Raw genomic sequence first — 20492 nt, forward strand, 5'->3', positions numbered from 1 at the left:
GGGATTCTGTCAGGGCGCAGTGATTTCGGTCGGCTTCGTCACGCGGACCGCCGGGCCTTTGTCGGAAAGCGCCTCGATCATGGCGACGATTTCCGGGCGAACGGGCAGGGTGCGATTATACCGAAGAAGCGCGCCACCGTCTGTCAACCCATCGACCACTTTCCGCGCGGCGCTTGCCTCGGTCGCCCCGCAGCGCATACCGACGGCGACAGCCTCGATGCTGGCGAATGCGTCGACGATCAACTTTGCGTGTTCGGAGGCTTCGGCCATCAGGCTGTCGAGCACAGCCTGCGCATCGGCGCGGATGGTGTGGAGGGAGCCGTCGCGGGCCGGTTGCAGGTCAAGGCGCAGCTCGCGCGCCTGCGCGTTGAGCACACCGATAAAAGCAAGGCAGAAAAAGCCATGGCGAAATATTGCAAGGACGCAAACGATGAGTGCGAGGCGGTGTCCTGGTCGTCCAACAGCAAGGTGGCACTATCGGTCGATGCGGGTGGTGGCCCGCATGTGACCTGGACGGCTTGGCCGAACGATCTCGAGAAGGCCGTCGCGAAGGACTGTGCTGCACAGTCCCTCGAATGCCGGATCGTGGCGAAAATCGATTCGCGCCTGCCGTCTACCGGGCGAACCGACGTGAAATAAGAAAGAGATCCTGGCCGGGATGCGGCAGCGGCGCAGACCGTCGGCTCAGCGCGCCGATTCGCAGATCGTTTCCATCGCGACGAAGGTCGAGGTGCTCGCGACATGCGGCAGGCTGGAGATTTTCTCGCCCAACACGATGCGATAGCGGCGGATGTCGAGGGTACGCACCTTCAGGAGATAGTCGAAGCTGCTCGCGATCATGTGGCATTCCTCGACCTCGGGAATCCGCCGCACCGCGTCGTTGAAGCGGCGTAGCGCCTCCTCGCGCGTGTCGGACAGCTTGACCTCGGTAAAGGCCACATGGTCGAGCCCCAGCTTGGCGGGGTCAACGATCGCGCGAAAGCCGGTGATCAGCCCGCAATCGACCAGTCGTTTGACGCGCTGCTGGCACGGCGTCTTCGACAGGCCGACGCGCTGCGCCAGTTCGGTGTAGGTCATCCGCCCGTCGCGGCCCAATATTGCGATGATCTTGCGATCAAATTCGTCCAGATCGACCATGATTTTCGAGTTTGCCATACTAATTGCCTAATATGACGCCGATAATAGGTCAAAAGATAAACGTAGGCGCGCGATTGAAGGCGGATTGCCTTTGCAGCGCATGCTATCATACGCCATGACCCAGCCGACCGACCGCGCCGCCATCCGCGCCCTCGCCCGCCGTTCCGAAGCCGACCTTGTCGCCGATCTGCGGACCCAGCTTGCCCGCTCGCCCGCCACCCTCGACGCGGTGACGCGGCGGGGGCTCGCGCTCATCCGCAAGGCGAAGGCCGAGGGTGAGCGCGAGACGCTCGTCGCGCAGCTCATGAATCGCTACCGCCTGTCGACCGAGGAAGGCGTCGTGCTGATGTGCCTTGCCGAAGCGCTGCTGCGCGTTCCCGACAGCGCGACCGCCAATGCGCTGATCCGCGACAAGATCGCCGGACGTCATTGGCGCGAGGGCGAGGATGAGGACAGCCCGCTGGTTGTCGCGTTGTCGGCGCGCGGCCTGTCGCTGGGCTCGGCGACGCTGATGCTCGGCGCGATGGGCAGCAAGGCGAACCCGCTCACCCTGCTCAAGTCGATGATCCGCCGCTCGGGCGAGCCGGTGATCCGCCAGGCGGCGCTCGCGGCGATGAAGCTGCTCGGCCAGCAGTTCGTGATGGGCGAAACGATCGACGCCGCGGTGCGGCGTGCCGACAAGGACAAGGGCGAACTCGCCAGCTTCGACATGCTCGGCGAAGCGGCGCGCACCGCAGAGGATGCGCGGCGCTATTATGACAGCTATGCCGCGGCGATCGCGCGCATCGGCCGCGATGCGAAGCCGGGCGACCCGTTTGCCAACCACGGCATTTCGATCAAGCTGTCGGCGCTCCACCCGCGTTACGAATATCTGCAGGCCGAGCGCGTTCGCGAAGAATTGATCCCCGATGTTATCGCGCTCGCCCGCGCCGCGCGCGGCGTCAACATTCCGCTGATGATCGATGCCGAGGAAAGCGACCGGCTCGAACCGCATCTCGACGTTTATGGCGCGCTGATCGACGCGGGGCTCGCCGACGGCTGGACCGGGCTCGGCATCGTGATCCAGGCCTATCAGAAGCGCGCGAGCGAGGCGATCCGCTGGGTTGCCGCCAAGGCGCGCGCGCGGGGCGTCATGCTGTCGATGCGGCTGGTCAAGGGCGCCTATTGGGATACCGAGATCAAGCGCGCGCAGACGATGGGGCTGGGCGATTTTCCGGTCTTCACCGCAAAGAACCACACCGACCTCAACTATATGGCGTGCGCGCAGATATTGCGCGAGCATCAGGATTGCATCTTCCCGGCCTTTGCGACGCATAATGCGATGACGCTGGCCTTCATCGCCGAACTGTTCGACGGCGCCGATTACGAACTGCAGCGGCTGCACGGCATGGGTGAAGGCGCGCATGATGCGATCGTTGCGCTGTCGCCGCCGCTGCGCCCGGTACGCGTCTATGCGCCCGTGGGCACCCACCGCGACCTGCTCGCCTATCTCGTCCGCCGCCTGCTCGAAAATGGCGCGAACAGCAGTTTCGTGCACCAGTTTTCGGACCCCGACGTGACCGCCGAAGAGCTGGCGGTCGACCCGCGCAGCATCGCGAGCGTGCCGTCGAAGCTCCCCACCGGGCTCCAGCTTTTCGATCCCGTCCGGCGCAATTCGCGCGGCTATGACCTTGGCGAACCCGGCGTGCCCGAGGCGCTGGCGGCCGCGATTGCCGGGGCGCGGGACAGCGGGCGCATCGCGGCGCCGATCGTCAGCGGCACGGCAGCGGCGGGCACCGCCGAAGCGGTGCGCAATCCCGCAACTGGCGCTGTCGTCGGTCATGTGATCGAGGCCGATGCCGATATGGTCGATGCGGCCGTCGCCGCCGCGCGCGCGGCGCAGGGCGACTGGAGTCTTGCCGGCGGCGCTTTCCGCGCCGAACGGCTCGAACGCGCGGCCGATCTGCTCGAGGAACGCGATGCTCTCTTTCTGGGGCTGGCGATCGACGAGGCGGGCAAGACGCTCGTCGATGCGGTGGCCGAAGTGCGCGAGGCGGTCGACTTCCTGCGCTATTATGCCGCCCAGGCGCGCGCCGATTTCACCTACCCCGTCGCGCTGCCCGGCCCGACCGGCGAGCGCAACGAACTGATCCTCGAAGGCAAGGGCGTCTTCGTTGCCATCAGCCCGTGGAATTTCCCGCTGGCGATCTTTCTGGGGCAGGTCTCGGCGGCGCTCGCCGCGGGCAACGCGGTGCTGGCGAAGCCCGCCGAACAGACGCCGCTGATCGCGCATGCCGCGATAGAATTGCTGCTCGAGGCTGGGGTGCCCGCCGATGTGTTGGCATTTCTCCCCGGTCGCGGCGAAACGGTGGGCGCAGCGCTGACCGGTCATGACGATATCATCGGCGTCGCCTTCACCGGATCGACCGAGGTTGCGCGCGCGATCAACCGCAGCCTCGCGGGGCGTGACGGTCCGATCGCGACGCTGATCGCCGAAACCGGCGGTGCCAACGCGATGATCGTCGATTCGACCGCGCTTCCCGAACAGGTCGCCCGTGACGCCGTCGCCAGCGCTTTCCAATCGGCGGGCCAGCGCTGTTCGGCGCTTCGCCTGCTTTGCGTGCAAGAGGATGTCGCCGAGACGATGATCGACATGGTCGCGGGCGCGATGGCCGAACTCAACATCGGCGACCCCGCTATCCTCGCGACCGATGTCGGTCCGATCATCGATGCCGAGGCGCAAGCGAACATCGCGGCTTATGTCGCGGATGCACGCGCCGCGGGCCGCGTGATCGCAGAGGCGGCGCGCACCGATTGGCCGGCGGGCGGTACCTTTGTACCGCCGACGATGATCCGCCTCGATCATGTCACCGATCTCAGGCGCGAGATTTTCGGACCGGTGCTGCATGTCGCGACATGGAAAGGCGGCGAGCTCGACGCGCTGATCGACGCGATCAACGCCTCGGGCTATGGCCTGACGCTGGGCGTCCACACACGGATCGACGGCGTCGCGGCGCATGTCGCGGCGCGCGCGGCGGTCGGCAATGTCTATGTCAACCGCAACCAGATCGGCGCGATCGTTGGATCGCAGCCCTTCGGCGGCCGCGGTCTGTCAGGCACGGGGCCGAAGGCCGGTGGCCCGCATTATCTGCACCGTTTCGCCGAGGAAAAATCGATCTCGACCGACATCACCGCCGCAGGCGGCAATGCGGCGCTGATGGCGGGTTAGGGCAGCTTTCGGGTCAGGGAGCGGCCTTCAACTGCATCGCTAAAGCGCGCGCGCGGCGCATCTGGACCGCCGCGTCGACGGGCGGCTTCGCCTCGTCATAGGCGTTAACCGACAGCAGCTTGCCTGCGACCGAGGTCAGGCAGGCCCCCGCGACTATGGGGAGCGTTTTTCCGTCGGTGGCCACGTTCAGCGAACCGCCAAGATAGGCGCAGCTCGTGTCGACGCCATGCGGGCGCAGGGCGCCGGATATCGCGATATCCGTCCCCAGCGCGCTGCTTACGTCCTTCGACGCATTTTTCAGCAACGCGTCCGAAGTTTCACCCGATCGCCATTCGGCCTTGCCAATCTAGGCCTCCATCAGCTTGAGGAATTCGGCGCGTTCCATAACGACGTCTATCGTCTCGCTCGCCGCCTTGATCAGGAAATAGTCGGCGCCGAATCCTTGCGGATGGTTTTGGCGATCGCACCGGATCAGCATGATCAAGGTGAAATTCTGCGTGTCACCCGTGGCAAGCAGATCGCTGGCTTCCTTGTCCCTGCCCTTGGGAACGCAATATCCTTCGGGCGCGAGTCCCGTCAGCTGTTCGCCGCCGATTTCCAGCACAAAGCTCTCGCGTGCGGCTGCGGTCGGTGCGGCGGGGCCATGGCCATTATACCGGCCAATATCATCACGGATTTCACGACTATCTCCCCCCTGCTAAAAAATCAGGTCCCCGGCACCCCGAGCATCTGCGCCTGCGCCTTCAGCCTTTGTGCCGCACCCGGATTGGCGGCGAGCGCGTCTTTCAGTGCCTGCGCCGCTTTTGCGGTTTCGCCGAGCGTCATCCGGCTGCGCATCAGCATGATCCAGCGGTCGACGTCCGCCGGATTTGCTTTCAGCTTGGCCTCCAGCCCGTCGACCATCCCCACGATCATCGCGTCCTGCTGCCCCTTGGGAAGCTGCGAGGCGGCTTCCATGTCGGCGCGGCTGGGGCCGGGGATTGCGCGCGCGGCGACGGGCATCTCGTCGGCCTTGAGCGCGCGCGGCTGCGTCGCGGCGAGGCGCGGGGCGACGTCAATCTTGTTGATCGCGCCGACCTGCTCGATCGTGCGGCGCAGGTCGGCCTCCCACGGAGCGCCCTGCGGCGTGTCGGCGAGCAGCGCGAACCATTCGTCGATCGCCCCCTTGTGATCGCCGGCGATATCCTTCTTCACTGCCATGAAATAGCGTGCGCGCGGATCTCTGGGATTGAGCGCGATCGCCTTGTCAAAGGCTTCGGCCGCGGCGGCGGGCATCGGATCGCGCGGACTTGCCATCACGCGCGCCTCGCCAAGCGCCGACCATAGCCCAGCCGACTCGGGCGCGATCGCGACCGATTTTTCATAAGCCGCGGCGGCGCCGGGATAATCGCCAAGGTCGAAACGCGCGGCACCGAGCGCCATCCACGCGTCGGCGCTTTGCGGTTCGCGCCGTGTCCGGTCCTCGATTGCGGCAAGCTGTGCATCGGGTGACGCTGCGGCCGTCGGCGCGGGCGCCGCGGCATAATTGGCGGAATCGCGCCAGATCGCGTAGCCGATCGCGCCGGCGAGCAGGAGGAAGGCGGCGATCAGGATCGCACGGTTCGTCGTCGACATGGCCTTGGTTTCGCTCATTCCATCCCCCGAATATTCGCCGCGGCGAAATCGCGCGCGACGGTGCCGCGCCATATTGCCTTTGGCGGGCAAAGGTGTAGCCTCTGTCGGGCGAGGTCGGTCAACGATAAAATCGTAAAACAGGGGGTCGCACCGGTTTTCCCAAGTCTTTGCGTGGGAGGGGTGCATGGCGGTAGCGGATCACGTCGATTTTCCGACGTTCATGGAAGGTGTGAAGCGGCGCAACCCGGGCCAGCCCGAGTTCGTCCAGGCGGTGCAGGAAGTCGCCGAGGATATTTTCGACTTCATCGCCGACAAGGAAGAATATCACGCGCAGCAGATATTGCGGCGCATTGCCGAACCCGACCGGGTCGTGTCCTTCCGCGTCTGCTGGGAGGACGACAACGGCAATATCCGCGTCCAGCGCGGCTGGCGGGTTCAGAACAACAATGCCATCGGCCCCTATAAGGGGGGCATCCGCTTTCACCCGAGCGTGACCGAAAGCGTCCTCAAATTCTTGGCGTTCGAACAAACGTTCAAAAATGCGCTCACCGGCCTGCCGATGGGCGGCGGCAAGGGCGGGTCTAACTTCAACCCGAAGGGCAAGAGCGTGCGCGAGATCATGCGCTTCTGCCAGAGCTTCATGACCGAGCTCTATCGCCACATCGGCGCCGACGTCGACGTGCCGGCGGGCGACATCGGCGTCGGCGGACGCGAAATCGGCTTCATGTTCGGCCAGTACAAGCGCATTACCAACGAATTTACCGGGGTGCTCACCGGCAAAGGCCTTGAATGGGGCGGCTCGCTGATCCGGACCGAGGCGACGGGCTATGGCGCTGTCTATTTCCTCGCAAACATGCTTGCGGCGAAGGGGCAGGATCTCGTCGGCAAGAGCGCGGTGATTTCGGGATCGGGCAATGTCGCGACGCACGCGGCGGAAAAGATCGTGCAGCTGGGCGGCAAGGTGCTCACCCTGTCCGATTCGGGCGGCTTCATCCACGATCCCGACGGCATCACCCAGGAAAAGATCGACTGGGTTAAGGCGCACAAGACGCACCGGCGCGGCCGGATCGAGGATTATTGCGCCGAGTTCAAGAGCGCCACCTTTACCGCGGGCAAAACGCCGTGGGCGGTGCCGTGCGACGTCGCGCTGCCGTGCGCGACGCAGAACGAGCTGAATGGCGATGATGCGAAAATGCTGGTGGCGAACGGCTGCATCGCGGTGAGCGAGGGCGCGAACATGCCGACCGACCTTGCCGGTGTTCATGTCTTCAAGGACGCAAAGATCATGTTCGCGCCCGGCAAGGCGGCCAACGCCGGCGGGGTTGCGGTTTCGGGCCTCGAAATGAGCCAGAACAGCGGCCGGCGCAGCTGGAGCGAAGCCGAGCTGCAACAGATGCTCAAGGATATCATGGCGGGCATCCACGAACGCTGCCTGACCTATGGCGATCAGGGCGGCGGCTATATCGATTATGTGAAGGGCGCGAACATCGCCGGCTTCAAGAAAGTCGCCGACGCGATGCTGGCGTTCGGGGTCGTTTAGGGTAAAAGGCCCTCAGGGCAAAAGGGGACTCGTGGGAATGACGACGCACGCTGGCATCGGGCGCGGCGATCGGTCGTGGGCGGCGGTGGCGGCACTGGCACTGCTGCTTGCCATGCTTGCGATCGCCGCGACGCTTTCGGCGCCTCCGGCGCGCTCGCAGGGCGAAAGCGGCGGGCGTTTTCTGGGTGTTGCGTCCTGCGCGGGATCGACCTGCCACGGCCGGATGGAGGGCGACGGCGTCGTTGTCCGTCAGGACGAGTTGATGCGCTGGCAGGAACCCTCGACCCCCGGCGGCGCGCATAGCCGCGCCTGGGCCGTGCTCAACACCAGCCGAAGCCAGTTCATTGCCCGCAACCTCGGCATCGGCGATCCGGCGCGCGCCTCGGTGTGCCTTGGGTGCCACAGCGATGCGGCAACAAGCCGCGGTGCCGCGCCGGTCGAGGACGGCGTCACCTGCGAATCCTGCCACGGTCCTGCAGGCAGCTGGATCGCGAGCCATTATGCCGGGGTCGGCGCCAACCCCAGCCCCGGCGGCGAAATGCGCGAGAAGCATCTCGCCAATCTGCGCGCCGGCTTGCGCCGGCTCGAGGATCCGGTGGTGCGCGCGGGCGTGTGCGTCGATTGCCATTTCGGGGCCGCGGGCGAGGGGCAGTTCGTCACCCACCGCATCATGGCGGCTGGGCATCCGCGCATTTCATTCGAGCTCGACCTCTTCTCCTCGCTCCAGGCGCATCATCAGGAAGATGCCGATTATGGCTGGCGCAAGTTCGGCGCGGCGGGCGCGCGCACCGACCATGTGCAGATGTGGGCGGTGGGGCAGGCGACCGCGCTCGAACGCAGCCTCGCGCTGTTCCAGTCGAAACGCGGGACCGAGGGGATGTTCCCCGAATTTTATTTCCTCGACTGTCACAGCTGCCACCGCCGGATCTACGATCAGGCGAAGCCGGTGAAGACCAGCGTCGACAATCCGGCGCGGCCGGGCATTCCCGAAGGCATGCCGCCCTATAATGACGAAAATCTGATCATGCTCTCGGCCGCTGCGCGCATGGCCTCGCCCGCGCTTGCCGAGCAGCTCGGCGCGCGCAGCGCCGCCTTCCACCGCGCGATCGCGACCGATCGTCCGGCCGCGGTTCGCGCCGCCGCTGATCTGGCGCAGACGGTCGCGGCGCTCAAAAGCGCCTTCGCCGCGCGCGCCTTTTCGGGCACCGACGCCTTTGCGATGGTCGATGCGATTGCGGGCAAGGCGGTCAATGACCGCTTCACCGACTATGCGGGGTCGTCGCAGGCGGTGATGGGGGTCGACACGCTGCTTAACGCGATGGTTTCGTCGGGGCGGATCACCATCGGCGCTGCGGCGGGCATCCGCGCCGACATCGACCGCGCCTATGCCTCGGTCAAGGATCCCAACGCCTATAAGCCCAGCGACTTCCAGGCCTCCTTCGGCAGCGCGGTGCGCGCGATTCAGGCGCTGCGGTAAGCCGATGCGGACCCGATCGCGCCTCTTTCGCACCGCCGCCCTTGTCGCCGGCCCGGCACTGCTCCTCGCCTCGTGCGGCGGTGGAGGCGGCGGCACGCCGACCCCCTCGCCAACGCCCACGCCGACGCCGACTCCCACTCCGACCGGCGGCCTCTACACGCCGCCCGCGAGCCAGTCGCTCAGCGTCGCCGACGTCCAGACCGTACTCGCCGGCGCAATCGCCGAGGCGCAGGCGCGCGGCCTTCCGTCGGTAATCGCGGTCACCGACCGCGTCGGCAATGTCCTCGGTGTCTTCCGCATGAACGGCGCGCGCGCCACCGCGACGACCTCGGCGGCGCCCAACGGCGACAATATCGACGCGCAGAACGTCACCTTCCCTGCAGAAGCGGGTGCGATCGCGAAGGCGATCACCGGCGCCTATCTGTCGAGCGGCGGCAACGCCTTTTCGACGCGCACCGCGAGCCAGATCGTCCAGGAGCATTTCCCGCCCGCGCCGACGACTGCGGGGCTGGAAAGCGGGCCGCTGTTCGGGGTGCAGTTCAGCCAGCTTCCGTGCAGCGATCTTGCCGCGCGCTTCGGCGCCATGGGCGGCGGCGCGCTGATCGGGCCAAAGCGCTCGCCGCTCGGCCTCGCGGCCGACCCGGGCGGCCTGCCGCTTTACAAGAATGGCGTGCTCGTCGGCGGCATCGGGGTGATGGGCGACGGCGTCTATGGCAGCGATTCCAACATTCTCGACATCGACAATGATGCCGAGGAGTTCATTGCGCTCGCCGGGACGCGCGGGTTCGAGGCGCCGGCGGCGATCACCGCCGACAAGATCACCGTCGACGGGACGACGCTGCGCTTTTCGGACGCCACTTATGGCGGCTTGCAGACGAGCGGCGGCGCGAGCTTCGCCAGCCTGAACGGCACGGCCGGCAATCTGGTCGCGGTCATCGGCTATGCCGCCGCGGCGATCGTCGCGGGCACCGCCTATGGCAGTGAAGCGTCGGGAATCCGCGCCTCGACCGCGGCCGAATTTTCCAACCGCGACGCCTTTGTCCTGACCAATGGCAGCGGCACCAACCGCTTTCCGATCCGCGCCGGCACCGATGCATCGACCAACAGCGCGCCGCTCACCCAGGCCGAGGTGCGCGCCGTGCTCGAAGACGCCTTTGCCGTGATGAGCCGCGCGCGCGCGCAGATTCGCCGCCCGCTCGACAGCCGGGCGCAGGTGACGATCAGTCTCGTCGATACGCATGGCGCCGTACTCGGCATCGTGCGCGCGCCCGACGCGCCGATTTTCGGCACCGACGTCTCGCTGCAAAAGGCGCGCACCGCGGCCTTTTTCTCGGGCGCCAACGCCGGGGCGGAACTCAGCGCCAACGCCAGCGCCGACGTGCAGCATTTCGTCCCCGCGGTGCGCAGCTTTCTGAACGATCCCAGCGCGCTGACCGGTACCTTCGCCTTCGCCGACCGGTCGGGGGGCAATCTCTCCCGCCCCTATTTCCCCGACGGCGAGGTCGGGCGGCCCAATGGCCCGCTGTCGCGCCCGATCGCGCAGTTCAATCCCTTTTCGACCGGGCTGCAATCGGCGCTCGTCATCGGCAATATCGGCGCGCACCTCGGCTTCGTATCCGGCGCCAGCGCGACCGACACGCCGCAGCGCTGCACGACCTTGCCCGACGTCGCCGCGGGACAGAACCGATTGCAGAACGGAATCCAGATTTTCCCGGGTTCGGTGCCCATCTATCGCGGGGCGCAGCTTGTCGGCGCGATCGGCGTGTCGGGCGACGGCATCGACCAGGACGATATGATCAGCTTCCTCGGAGCGCATAACGGCGGCGCGCGTGTCGGCACGATAGGCAACGCCCCGATCGACAAGCGTGCCGACAATATCGTCGTCACCCTGTCCGATGGAAAGACGGTGCGCCTGCGCTACATCAGCTGCCCCTTCGCGCCCTTCCTCGACACCAGCCAGCAGAATGTCTGCCAGGGGCTATAGGCGATGAGCGCGCTTGGAAGCAGCCTGCTGCCGATCATCGCGACGCTCGCGGCCCAGGGTGCACCCGCGGCGGGGCAGGCGTTGCCGCCGCCCCCGCCGCCGCCCGAACCGCCCGCGCCCGATGGCGCTGCGCACGGCGCGGCGCCGGCTGCGTTCCCGGCGCCTGACGGCGAAGCGCTGATCCCGCCGCCGCCGCCGGTCGACTGGAAGGATGTGCTGAAAGACGATCTGGTCACCCAGATTATCGAAGGCCGCCGCCGCCCCGGCTACACGCCCGATCTGCCCGAGCAGATGCGGCAGGACAATGTTGGCGCGCTGCGTCCGCCGCCGCCGCAGGCCTTTCCGGGGATCGAGGATCAACTGCCGGTGCCCGACCGCTGGCGCCTCATCGAATCGCTCGGCGTGGTCAAGGAACGCTGGTTCGATCCCTATCATCAGAATACGCTGAAGGGCGACCGGCCGATCGACCGGTCGAAGGTGCCGTGGCTCCCCATCCGGGGCGACGACTGGTTTTTCGTCGCCAGTGCGGTGTCAGACACGGTGTTCGAACCGCGCACCTTTCCGATTCCGGTCGGCGTCCAGACCACCGAGCGGCCGGGCAGCCTCGACGTGTTCGGCAAGAATCGCAGCTTCGTGCTGTCGCAGACGCTGATCGCGGGCGCCGCGCTCATCAAGGGGTCGACCGCCTTCAAGCCGCCCGACGTCGAATATCGCGTCACGCTGGCCTATAATTTCAACTATGTCGACGTGCCCGAACGGCGCGTGCTCGATGTGCGCCCGTCGCAGCCAAGCCATCGTTACGACAATTTCTTGGGGGTGCAGGAGTTGTTCGTCGACAAGCATCTGGGCAACGACAGCGACCGTTACGACTTCCATTCGATCCGCATCGGCATCCAGCCGTTCCAGAGCGATTTTCGCGGTTTCCTGTTCAACGACAGCCAACTCGGCATCCGCCTGTTCGGCAACCGCGACAACAACCGTTTTCAATATAATGTCGCGGCCTTCTGGCGGCTCGAAAAGGACACCAACAGCGGGCTCAACGACATCACGCAAAGCCCGCGCGACGATTTCATCTTCACCGCGAACCTCTATCGCCAGGATTTCCCGTTCGTCGGGCTGACGAGCCAGGTCAGCGTCACCTACAATCGCAACCGCGAAAAGAACGACATCCAGATCGACCACAACGGCTTTCCGGTGCGCCCGGCCCTCCTCGGCGATCTGCGCGGCCGCGAATATGACGTGACCTATCTTGGTTACAGCGCCGACGGACGTATCGGGCGGATCAATCTGACCGCCAGCTTCTATGCGGCACTGGGTGAGGACCGGAACAGTTTCTTCACCAGCAAGCCGGCAAAGATCCGCGCGGGCTTCGGCGCTGCCGAACTCAGCTACGATCACGACTGGATGCGCTTTCGCCTGTCGGGCCTTTACGCCACCGGCGACAGCGATCCCTATAACAATGTCGAGGGCGGTTTCGACGCGATCTTCGAAAATCCGATCTTCGGCGGCGCCGACACCAGCTACTGGATTCGTCAGACGATTCCCTTTGCGGGCGGCGGGCGCGTCATTTCGTTGAGCGGTCGCAACGGCATTCTCAATTCGCTGCGCTCTTCGAAGGAAGAGGGGCAGTCGAATTTCAACAACCCCGGCACCGTGTTCGTCGGCGCCGGTGCCGATTTCGACTTGTCGCCCGAAACACGCGTCAGCGTGAACGCCAATCATCTGTGGTTCGACAATACAGCGGGTTTGCAGGTGCTGCGCAGCGAAGGGTCGATCCCCAAGGATATCGGCTGGGATCTGTCGGTGGCAGGCATCTGGCGGCCCAAGGCGACGCAGAATATCGTCGGCCGCCTCAGCGCCGCGGTGCTGCTGCCCGGTGACGGATTCAAGGATCTGTTCGAGAATCGCGAGCGCGACCGGGCTTATGTCTCGGTCCTCGCCAATCTGATCGTGAGTTTCTAGACGATGATGCGCAGGCTGCTCGCCCTCCTGATCTTCCTATTGATGGCGATGACCGCCGGTATGCAGGGCGCGCGCGCGTCGGAAGGCGAAAAGCCGGTCGCCGTCACCTATCGCTTCACGCCGCCGGCGCCGCGCGAACAGAGCGAGGCCGACGTCGAGGCAAAGTCGAAGGGCTGTTACAGCTGCCACACCCAGACCGACCGGCCGTCGATGCACGCGACGCCTGCGGTGCGGCTGGGCTGTACCGACTGCCACGGCGGCGATTCGCAATCGCCCGCGGCGTTCGGGCGCCCCGAACTCGGCTACGACAATCCCTATAATCTGGCGGCGATGAAACTCGCGCATCCCCAGCCGACGCTGCCCGGGGCGTGGGGTGGCACATCGGCGAACCCGAAGCGCAGCTACACGCTGCTCAACAAGGAAGCGCCCGAATATATCCGCTTCGTCAACCCGAGCGACTACCGCGTCGCGCGCGAGGCGTGCGGGTCGTGCCACCTCGAGATTATCGAGGCGACCGAACGGTCGCTGATGTCCACGGCGGCGATGTTCTGGGGCGGCGCGGCCTATAACAACGGCATTGTTCCCTATAAGCAATATCTGTTCGGAGAGGCCTATACGCGGGATGGCGATCCAGCGTGCGTCCTCTCGCCCTCGTCGCAGCTGACGGCGGAGGAATATAAACAGGCCTGCAAACCCGACTTTCCGTCCGACAAGATATTGACGGCACCGGAGACCAAGCGGGGAGCGCTGGCGCGGCTCTATCCGCTGCCGCGCTGGAATGTCATGCCGCCTAGCGATGTGTTTCGCGTCTTTGAACGCGGCGGGCGCAATATCAACACGCAGTTTTCCGAAATCGGCCTGCCCAACCCGACGGGCAGCATCCAGCGCCTCGAGGAACCGGGACGCCCCGACCTCAAACAGTCGAACCGCGGCCCCGGCACCGGCCTGCGCGTCGCGATTGCGGTGCTCAATCTCCACAAGACGCGCCTCAACGACCCCTATATGTGGTTTATGGGAACCAACGACCAGCCGGGCGATTATCGCCAGTCGGGGTGCGCCGGCTGCCATGTCATCTATGCCAACGACCGCGAACCGCGGCACAGCCTGACCTATGCGCAATATGGCCGCGATGGCGAAAGCGCGACGATCGATCCGACGATCGCGGGGAAGAAATGGAAACCCGATGATGACGGGCATGGCGGCGGACATGGTGGGGGCGCCGGCGACGCGCATGGCGATGCGGAGAAACATGCGCCGTCGCCCGGTGGCCATGGCGCGCTGATCGACCCCGAAGCCGCAAAAGCCGGACCGCAAGCCGTACCCGCGAAGGACCGGCGCGAATCGGGGCATCCGATCACCCACGCCTTCACCCGCGCGATCCCGACGGCGCAGTGCATGAATTGCCACATGCACCAGCCCAATATCTTCCTGAACTCTTACCTCGGCTACACGATGTGGGATTATGAATCGGACGCGCCGCAGCTATGGCCCGGCCCCGACAACACCGCGCCGCGCCCACCGGGGATGAGCGACGAGGAATATCAGAAGAAATACAAGCAACAGCGCTATCCGACCGCCGCCGAAGTCCACAAGGTTCTCGAACGCAATCCCGAAGGTGCGAGCCCGCGCGGCCTGTGGGCCGACGTCGAGTTTCTGCGCGACGTCTATGACGTGAACGACAGCAACAAGGACACCCAGTTTGCCGACTATCACGGCCATGGCTGGAACTTCCGCGGCATCTTCAAGCGCGACCGCAGCGGCAATCTGCTCGACGCCGACGGCAATATGTCGACCTATGGCACCGACAAGGCGCATATCGTCGATCCCAAGGACCCCGAAAAATGGCGCAAGAGCTGCGCGAGCTACAGCGATCCGGCGCAGCGCGACCTGTGTCTCGCCAGCGCCGATCCCGCCAAGCCCGGTATCGAGGGCAAGTTCGTGCCGCCCGGCATCAATCCCGGCAAGGCGGTCCATATGATGGACATTCACGCCGAAAAGGGGATGCAGTGCGCCGACTGCCACTTCGCGCAGGACGCGCACGGCAATGGTTATATCCAGGGCGAGGTCGCGAACGCGGTCGAGATCGGGTGCAAGGATTGCCACGGCACCGCCGACGCCTATCCCAATCTGCTCACCTCGAACGTCGCGGCACGGCCGCAAGGGACCAATCTTGCGCTGCTCCGCAATTCGGACGGCCGGCGCCGGTTCGAATTCCAGTATGACGACAATGGCGAAATCACCGGGCTGATCCAGCGGTCGATCGTCGATCCGAAACTCCAGTGGCAGGTCAGCCTCGTCAAGCAGGCGGTGACTCCGGGACCGCATTTCAACGCGAAGGCGGCGCGCGCCAAACTGATGTCGCGCAGCGGCGCCGACGATGGCAGCTTTGCGTGGGGGCCGGGCGTGGCAAGGGAAGATCGCGCGCACGGCGACGACAAGATGGCCTGCTTCACCTGCCACCTGTCGTGGACGACGAGCTGCGGCGGCTGCCATTTGCCGATCGAGGCGAACTGGAAGACCAGCATGCACCATTTCGAAGGCGAGGAGACGCGCAACTTCGCAACCTACAACCCGCAGGTCGCGCGCGACGAAATGTTCCAGCTCGGCCGGCACATGCTGACCAAGCCCGGCGAGCCCGACGCCGACGGCAATCCGCGCGGGATCATCGCGCCGATCCGGTCGACATCGGCGCTGGTCTTGTCCTCGACGAACCTCAACCGCGAACGCATCTATATCCAGCAGCCGCCGATTTCGGCGGCGGGCTTCTCGAGCCAGGCCTTCGCGCCGCATTTCCCGCATACGGTGCGGCGTCAGGAAACCAAGCAGTGCACCGACTGCCATCTGTCGCAGGCGGACGATAACAATGCGATCATGTCGCAGCTGCTCCTGATGGGAACCAATTTCGTCAATTTCGTCGGGCTCAATGTCTGGTCGGGGCTGGAAGACGGCTTCCAGGCGACCCGCGTCACCGAATGGGACGAGCCGCAGGCGGTGATCGGCAGCTATCTGCAGAAATATGCCTATCCCGACTATTGGCGCCTGCATGTCGACCAGAATCATCGCGAGCTCAAAAATTGGGTGCGCGGCAAGACCTTCGACAAGAAGGGGTCAGGCGAAAGCCATGCGCTCGAGGAATTCGCGAATATCGTCCAGGGGACGAGCGGCCGGGTCAACTGCCTGCAACTGCGCGGCGAATATATGTATGTCGCCGAAGGCAGGGGCGGCTTTCGCGTCTATGACGTCGCATCGATCGGCAACAAGGGCTTCTCCGAACGCATCACCCGCGCGCCTTTTTCGCCGCTCGGGCACGATACGCATGTCAAAACGACGAACGCGACCTGCATGGCGATCGGCACGAACCAGCCGATCAGCATGGCCCGCAACGAGCATATCCGTAAGGATTTCCCCGAAAATCACGAACAGGCACTGCACCCGCTCTACCGCTATGCCGTCATCACCGACAGCGTCGAAGGCCTGATTCTGGTCGACATTGACACGATGGCGGACGGCGAATTCCGCAATAACAAGCTGAGCCGCGCGCTGACGTGGAATCCAGACAATGTGCTTGCCGGGGCCCGCCACGTGACGCTTGCGGGCGACTATGCCTATGTCACCACCGATGCCGGGCTCGTCGTGCTCGACCTGTCGACGCCGCTCGAACCGAAGGTGACGGCGCAGCTGCCGATGACCGATGCGCGCGCGAGTGCCGTGCAGTTCCGGTACCTGTGGGTCACTGACGCGGAGGGCGTGAAGCTGTTCGACATCACGCATATGGACCGGCCGGAACCGGTTCCGGCGGGAACGGTGCGGCTCGCCAACGCGCGCAAGATCTATCTCGCGCGCACCTTCATGTATGTCGCGGCCAAGCAGGATGGTCTGGTGATCGTCGACGTCACGCGGCCGATGGCGCCGGCCGCCTGGCCCGCGATGACCTTCGGGGGGGCGCTCAACGATGCCGAGGATGTAATCGTCGCATCGACCAACGCGTCGCTCTTCGCCTATGTCGCCGACGGACGGAACGGCATCAAGGTGCTTCAGCTTACCAGTCCGGACAATCCCGGCCTCTATGGCTTCTCGCCCGCGCCGACGCCCGAACTGATCGCCTGGGCCAAAACTCCTTCGCCGGCGCTCGCGCTGTCGAAGGGGCTCGACCGCGACCGGGCGGTCGACGAAACGGGGGGGCAGATGGCGGTGTTCGGCCGCGTCGGTTCGCGCCCCTTCACCCGGCCCGAAATGGAGAAGCTGTTCCTGAACAGCAAGGGGCTGGTCTACAAGGTCAGCGACACCGTCGATCAGGCGGCATGGCGACCGCCCCTGGCATACCCGAACTGACGTTTCGCTAGAGCCGCTCGGCCTGCACGACGCTGTCCGATGCGCGAAGGGCGGACAGGATACGCATGACATGCTGAACGTCGCGCACCTCGACGACCACGTCATAGGTGTGGAAATCGCCCTCCCGGTTCGACAGCCGCAGATTGGTGATATTCGCCGAATTGGCGGCGAGGATGCCCGACATTTCGGCGAGCGTACCGGTTTCGTTGAGGATTACGACGCACAGCCGGGCATTGCCGCCCTCGCTGTCCTCCTGCCACCTCAGGTCGATCCAGTCGGCGTCGATTCCGTCGGCCAGGCTGGGGCAATCGATCACATGAACCTCGATCCCCTCGCCGGGCCGTGCGAGGCCCACGATGCGGTCGCCGGGAACGGGGTGACAGCAGTCGGCAAGCTTGTAGGCGACGCCGGGGGTCAGCCCCTCGATCGACACCGCAGCGCCCTGGCGCAGCTTGCCCGGCTTCGATTTCATCTCGGCGGTGATGCCGGGGACGAGCGCTTCGAGAATCTGGTCGTCGGACAATCGCCGCCGCGCGATCGCGACATAGAGCGCGCTGTCATCCTCTAGCTTCAGCCGCTCGCGCGCGGCGGCGCGCGCCTTGTCGCCGACCTTGTTGGGCAGGCGGCGGGCGATCTCGTCGTACATCTTGCGGCCAAGGGCGGCGAGTTCGACCTTTTCCTTCGAGCGGACGTGGCGGCGGATGGCGGCGCGCGCCTTGCCCGTCACCGCAAAGCCCAGCCACGCGGGCTGCGGCGTCTGCTTTTCGGACGACAATATCTCGACGGTATCGCCGTTGACGAGCTGGGTGCGCAGCGGCACGAGCCGGCCGTTGACCTTGGCACCGACGGTGCGGTCGCCGAGCCCGGTGTGGACGGCATAAGCAAAATCAACCGGCGTCGCGCCCTTGGGAAGCTGGAACAGGCTGCCCTTCGGCGTGAAGGCGAAGATGCGGTCCTGATACATCGCAATGCGCGTATTCTCGAGCAGTTCGTCAGGATCGTGCGTCTGGTCCAGGATTTCGAGCAGGTCGCGAATCCATCCCGCCTGTCCGTCGGGTGAGCCGCCGCCCTGCTTGTAGGCCCAGTGCGCGGCAAAGCCGAATTCGGACTGCTGGTGCATCGCTTCGCTGCGGATCTGGATTTCGATCCGCATATTTTCATTGTGCATGATCGTCGTGTGCAGCGATTTGTAGCCGTTGCGCTTGGGGGTCGAGATATAATCCTTGAAGCGGCCGGGGACCATTTTCCACTTGCGGTGAAAGACGCCAAGCGCGGCATAGCAGTCGGCATCGCTGCGCGTGATGACGCGAAAGGCGATGATGTCGGTGACCTGTTCGAAGCTGACGTGGCGTTCCTGCATCTTGCGCCAGATCGAATAGGGATGCTTTTCGCGCCCCGACACGTCCGCCTCGATCCCGCTTTTCGCGAGCAGTTCCTTGAACTCGCGGCTGATCCCGGCGACCTTGTCCTTGCCGCCCGCGGTCAGTTTGGCGAGCCGGCCGGTGATCGTCGCATAGGCCTCGGGCTCGAGCTCGCGAAAGGCCAGAAGCTGCATTTCGCGCATATATTCATACATGCCGATCCGCTCGGCGAGCGGGGCATAGATGTCCATCGTCTCCTTGGCGATGCGGCGCCTTTTGTCCGGATTCTTGATGAAATGCAGCGTGCGCATATTGTGCAGCCGGTCGGCGAGCTTGACGAGCAGCACGCGGATATCGTCGGACATGGCGAGGAGGAATTTGCGCAGATTTTCGGCGGCGCGCTCATTCTCGGTCTGCGCCTCGATCTTGCTGAGCTTGGTGACGCCATCGACCAGTCGCCCGACGTCGGCGCCGAACAGCCGCTCGATCTCTTCGGGTGTGGTCAGCGTGTCTTCCAGCGTGTCGTGGAGCAGCGCGGTGACGATCGTCTCGCTGTCGAGATGCAGGTCGGTCAGAATGCCCGCGACCTCGACCGGATGGCTGAAATAAGGGTCGCCCGACGCGCGCTTCTGGCTCCCGTGCTTCTGTACGGTGAAGACATAGGCGCGGTTCAGCAGCGCCTCGTCGACGTCGGGATCATAAGCGCGCACGCGCTCGACAAGTTCATACTGCCTCAGCATCGCATCCAATGTCGTTCATGCGAGGCCAATTGCAATATATTTGTATCGGTGGAGCAGCGAAGCCACGAGGCTTCGCCAGGGCAAGAAAAGGGCCGCGCGGTGCAGGGGGAGAGCCGGCGCGGCCCTTGTTGCGGGCGAAGGGTCAGCCCTCGCCGTTGCAGCGCGCGAGGTCGGCGTTCTCGAGCGGCTTGCCATCGACGGTGAAGCTGGTAACCCGGCCCGCCTTCTTGGCGAGTGCGGCGCACATCATCAGCGGACGGCTGGTGCCGCGGCCTGCCGTGCAGGTCGTGCCCTCACAGACCCAGACGACATCGCGGGCGACGAAGCGCGCGGTCTTCGCCGCGTCGGCCAGTTCGGCGCGATAGAAAGGGCCGCCAGCGGCGGCGGCAGGAACAGCGGGGAGCGCCGCGGCGCCGATCGACAGCGCGCCCGCCAGGGCGAGCATCGGGGTGCCGGGGGAAAGCCGGAAATGGAACATGGGAGCCTCCTTTTTTTGACAACCGAAAGGTTGCGCTTCGCGATCTGGTGCGTCCGTTGCGAAATGCAACCGAGGCCGTATATTTTTTTGGCACGGCGGCGATTTTACGTTAGGGCATGGCCTATGGGAAAATTACGCGAAAAACTGAACGATCTTGATGGGGGCAATTGCGCCCTGCCGCTCGCGCTCGAGGCGATGGGCGAACGATGGTCCTTCATGATCCTTCGCGCCGCCTTCAACGGTGTCCATCATTTCGAAGAGTTCCAGCAGGAGCTCAATATCGCGCGCAACATCCTGTCAAACCGGCTGTCGAAGCTGGTCGATCATGGCATCATGGCGCGCGAAGTGATGGCCGAGGATCGTCGCAAGGTTCTGTATCAGCTTACCCAGAAGGGCGTCGAACTGCTGCCCGCGATGATCGCGCTGCGCCAGTGGGGCGAAAAATGGGGGGCGGGGGTTCCCTCGACCCCGGTGCTCGTCGATTCGCATGACGAACAGCCGATCGGCCCGGTGACGATCACCGCGCACGACGGCCGGCCGCTGGAATATGGCGAGCTTGTCTGGAAACATCGTTCGGAACTCCAGCCGCTCGGCCAGGCGCGCGTGCGGATGGCACCGGTCGCGGCCGAATGATCCCCACTTTGCGGACGACGCGCTCG

At 65.1% G+C, this 20492-nt stretch carries 15 protein-coding genes; 8 read left to right on the forward strand and 7 right to left on the reverse strand.

The window, feature by feature from the left end:
- Positions 1–9: 9 nt before the first annotated feature.
- Entirely contained in the window at positions 10–270 is a 261-nt protein-coding gene (locus tag MU856_RS18085; RefSeq protein ID WP_263588137.1) for a hypothetical protein, read from the reverse strand.
- Between MU856_RS18085 and MU856_RS18090 the strand changes: the two genes are divergently transcribed.
- Complete coding sequence (locus MU856_RS18090; RefSeq protein ID WP_263588138.1) at positions 250–639, forward strand: DUF4189 domain-containing protein; 390 nt, start codon at positions 250–252, stop codon at positions 637–639. The genes MU856_RS18085 and MU856_RS18090 overlap by 21 nt on opposite strands.
- A 45-nt stretch (positions 640–684) precedes the next feature.
- On the opposite strand, the gene MU856_RS18095 is transcribed toward MU856_RS18090, so the two are convergent.
- Positions 685–1155 (reverse strand): Lrp/AsnC family transcriptional regulator, encoded by a 471-nt coding sequence (locus MU856_RS18095; RefSeq protein WP_234179318.1) that lies wholly within the window; start codon positions 1153–1155, stop codon positions 685–687.
- 97 nt (positions 1156–1252) lie between these two features.
- Here MU856_RS18095 and putA point away from each other — a divergent pair, with 97 nt between their 5' ends.
- Complete coding sequence (gene putA, locus MU856_RS18100) at positions 1253–4345, forward strand: bifunctional proline dehydrogenase/L-glutamate gamma-semialdehyde dehydrogenase PutA (RefSeq protein ID WP_263588139.1); 3093 nt, start codon at positions 1253–1255, stop codon at positions 4343–4345.
- A gap of 13 nt (positions 4346–4358) precedes the next feature.
- On the opposite strand, the gene MU856_RS18105 is transcribed toward putA, so the two are convergent.
- The 3 genes from MU856_RS18105 to MU856_RS18115 all read right to left on the reverse strand — a co-directional run bounded on the left by MU856_RS18105 (position 4359) and on the right by MU856_RS18115 (position 5977).
- Entirely contained in the window at positions 4359–4649 is a 291-nt protein-coding gene (locus MU856_RS18105; protein ID WP_263588140.1) for a hypothetical protein, read from the reverse strand.
- Positions 4650–4691: 42 nt separating this feature from the next.
- Positions 4692–4949, reverse strand: a complete 258-nt coding sequence (locus MU856_RS18110) for a hypothetical protein (protein ID WP_263588141.1) — start codon at positions 4947–4949, stop codon at positions 4692–4694.
- A 101-nt stretch (positions 4950–5050) separates the two neighbouring features.
- Entirely contained in the window at positions 5051–5977 is a 927-nt protein-coding gene (locus MU856_RS18115; RefSeq protein ID WP_234179314.1) for a tetratricopeptide repeat protein, read from the reverse strand.
- Between the two features lie 166 nt (positions 5978–6143).
- Between MU856_RS18115 and gdhA the strand changes: the two genes are divergently transcribed.
- The 5 genes from gdhA to MU856_RS18140 are packed head-to-tail and all read left to right on the forward strand — an operon-like array spanning position 6144 to position 17254.
- Positions 6144–7499 (forward strand): NADP-specific glutamate dehydrogenase, encoded by a 1356-nt coding sequence (gene gdhA, locus MU856_RS18120; protein ID WP_003046570.1) that lies wholly within the window; start codon positions 6144–6146, stop codon positions 7497–7499.
- 37 nt (positions 7500–7536) lie between these two features.
- Positions 7537–8976, forward strand: coding sequence for a cytochrome c family protein (locus MU856_RS18125; RefSeq protein WP_263588142.1), 1440 nt, complete (start codon positions 7537–7539; stop codon positions 8974–8976).
- 4 nt (positions 8977–8980) lie between these two features.
- Entirely contained in the window at positions 8981–10960 is a 1980-nt protein-coding gene (locus tag MU856_RS18130) for a heme-binding protein (protein ID WP_186401330.1), read from the forward strand.
- 3 nt (positions 10961–10963) lie between these two features.
- Positions 10964–12922, forward strand: coding sequence for a hypothetical protein (locus MU856_RS18135; RefSeq protein WP_263588143.1), 1959 nt, complete (start codon positions 10964–10966; stop codon positions 12920–12922).
- A gap of 3 nt (positions 12923–12925) precedes the next feature.
- Positions 12926–17254 (forward strand): hypothetical protein, encoded by a 4329-nt coding sequence (locus tag MU856_RS18140; RefSeq protein WP_412072804.1) that lies wholly within the window; start codon positions 12926–12928, stop codon positions 17252–17254.
- A gap of 7 nt (positions 17255–17261) precedes the next feature.
- Here MU856_RS18140 and MU856_RS18145 read toward each other — a convergent pair whose 3' ends face one another.
- Positions 17262–19355 (reverse strand): RelA/SpoT family protein, encoded by a 2094-nt coding sequence (locus MU856_RS18145; RefSeq protein WP_058811283.1) that lies wholly within the window; start codon positions 19353–19355, stop codon positions 17262–17264.
- A gap of 142 nt (positions 19356–19497) precedes the next feature.
- The gene (locus tag MU856_RS18150) at positions 19498–19833 is read right to left on the reverse strand and encodes a CC_3452 family protein (protein WP_263588144.1); all 336 of its coding nucleotides are present in this window, start codon (positions 19831–19833) and stop codon (positions 19498–19500) included.
- Positions 19834–19956: 123 nt separating this feature from the next.
- Between MU856_RS18150 and MU856_RS18155 the strand changes: the two genes are divergently transcribed.
- On the forward strand, positions 19957–20466 hold the full coding sequence (locus MU856_RS18155) for a winged helix-turn-helix transcriptional regulator (protein WP_003046553.1): 510 nt from the start codon (positions 19957–19959) through the stop codon (positions 20464–20466).
- The last annotated feature ends 26 nt before the right edge of the window (positions 20467–20492 follow it).

This window comes from Sphingopyxis sp. GC21 (assembly GCF_025727575.1).
Taxonomy (GTDB): Bacteria; Pseudomonadota; Alphaproteobacteria; order Sphingomonadales; family Sphingomonadaceae; genus Sphingopyxis; species Sphingopyxis terrae_A.

What these genes read in the sequence shown, in the direction of transcription:
- MU856_RS18130 (WP_186401330.1), top strand. Translation starts at nt 8,981, where the DNA reads ATGCGGACCCGATCGCGCCTCTTTCGCACCGCCGCCCTTGTCGCCGGC.
- gdhA (WP_003046570.1), top strand. Translation starts at nt 6,144, where the DNA reads ATGGCGGTAGCGGATCACGTCGATTTTCCGACGTTCATGGAAGGTGTG.
- putA (WP_263588139.1), top strand. Translation starts at nt 1,253, where the DNA reads ATGACCCAGCCGACCGACCGCGCCGCCATCCGCGCCCTCGCCCGCCGT.
- MU856_RS18125 (WP_263588142.1), top strand. Translation starts at nt 7,537, where the DNA reads ATGACGACGCACGCTGGCATCGGGCGCGGCGATCGGTCGTGGGCGGCG.
- MU856_RS18150 (WP_263588144.1), bottom strand. Translation starts at nt 19,833, where the DNA reads ATGTTCCATTTCCGGCTTTCCCCCGGCACCCCGATGCTCGCCCTGGCG.
- MU856_RS18135 (WP_263588143.1), top strand. Translation starts at nt 10,964, where the DNA reads ATGAGCGCGCTTGGAAGCAGCCTGCTGCCGATCATCGCGACGCTCGCG.
- MU856_RS18085 (WP_263588137.1), bottom strand. Translation starts at nt 270, where the DNA reads ATGGCCGAAGCCTCCGAACACGCAAAGTTGATCGTCGACGCATTCGCC.
- MU856_RS18145 (WP_058811283.1), bottom strand. Translation starts at nt 19,355, where the DNA reads ATGCTGAGGCAGTATGAACTTGTCGAGCGCGTGCGCGCTTATGATCCC.
- MU856_RS18155 (WP_003046553.1), top strand. Translation starts at nt 19,957, where the DNA reads ATGGGAAAATTACGCGAAAAACTGAACGATCTTGATGGGGGCAATTGC.
- MU856_RS18115 (WP_234179314.1), bottom strand. Translation starts at nt 5,977, where the DNA reads ATGAGCGAAACCAAGGCCATGTCGACGACGAACCGTGCGATCCTGATC.
- MU856_RS18140 (WP_412072804.1), top strand. Translation starts at nt 12,926, where the DNA reads ATGATGCGCAGGCTGCTCGCCCTCCTGATCTTCCTATTGATGGCGATG.
- MU856_RS18095 (WP_234179318.1), bottom strand. Translation starts at nt 1,155, where the DNA reads ATGGCAAACTCGAAAATCATGGTCGATCTGGACGAATTTGATCGCAAG.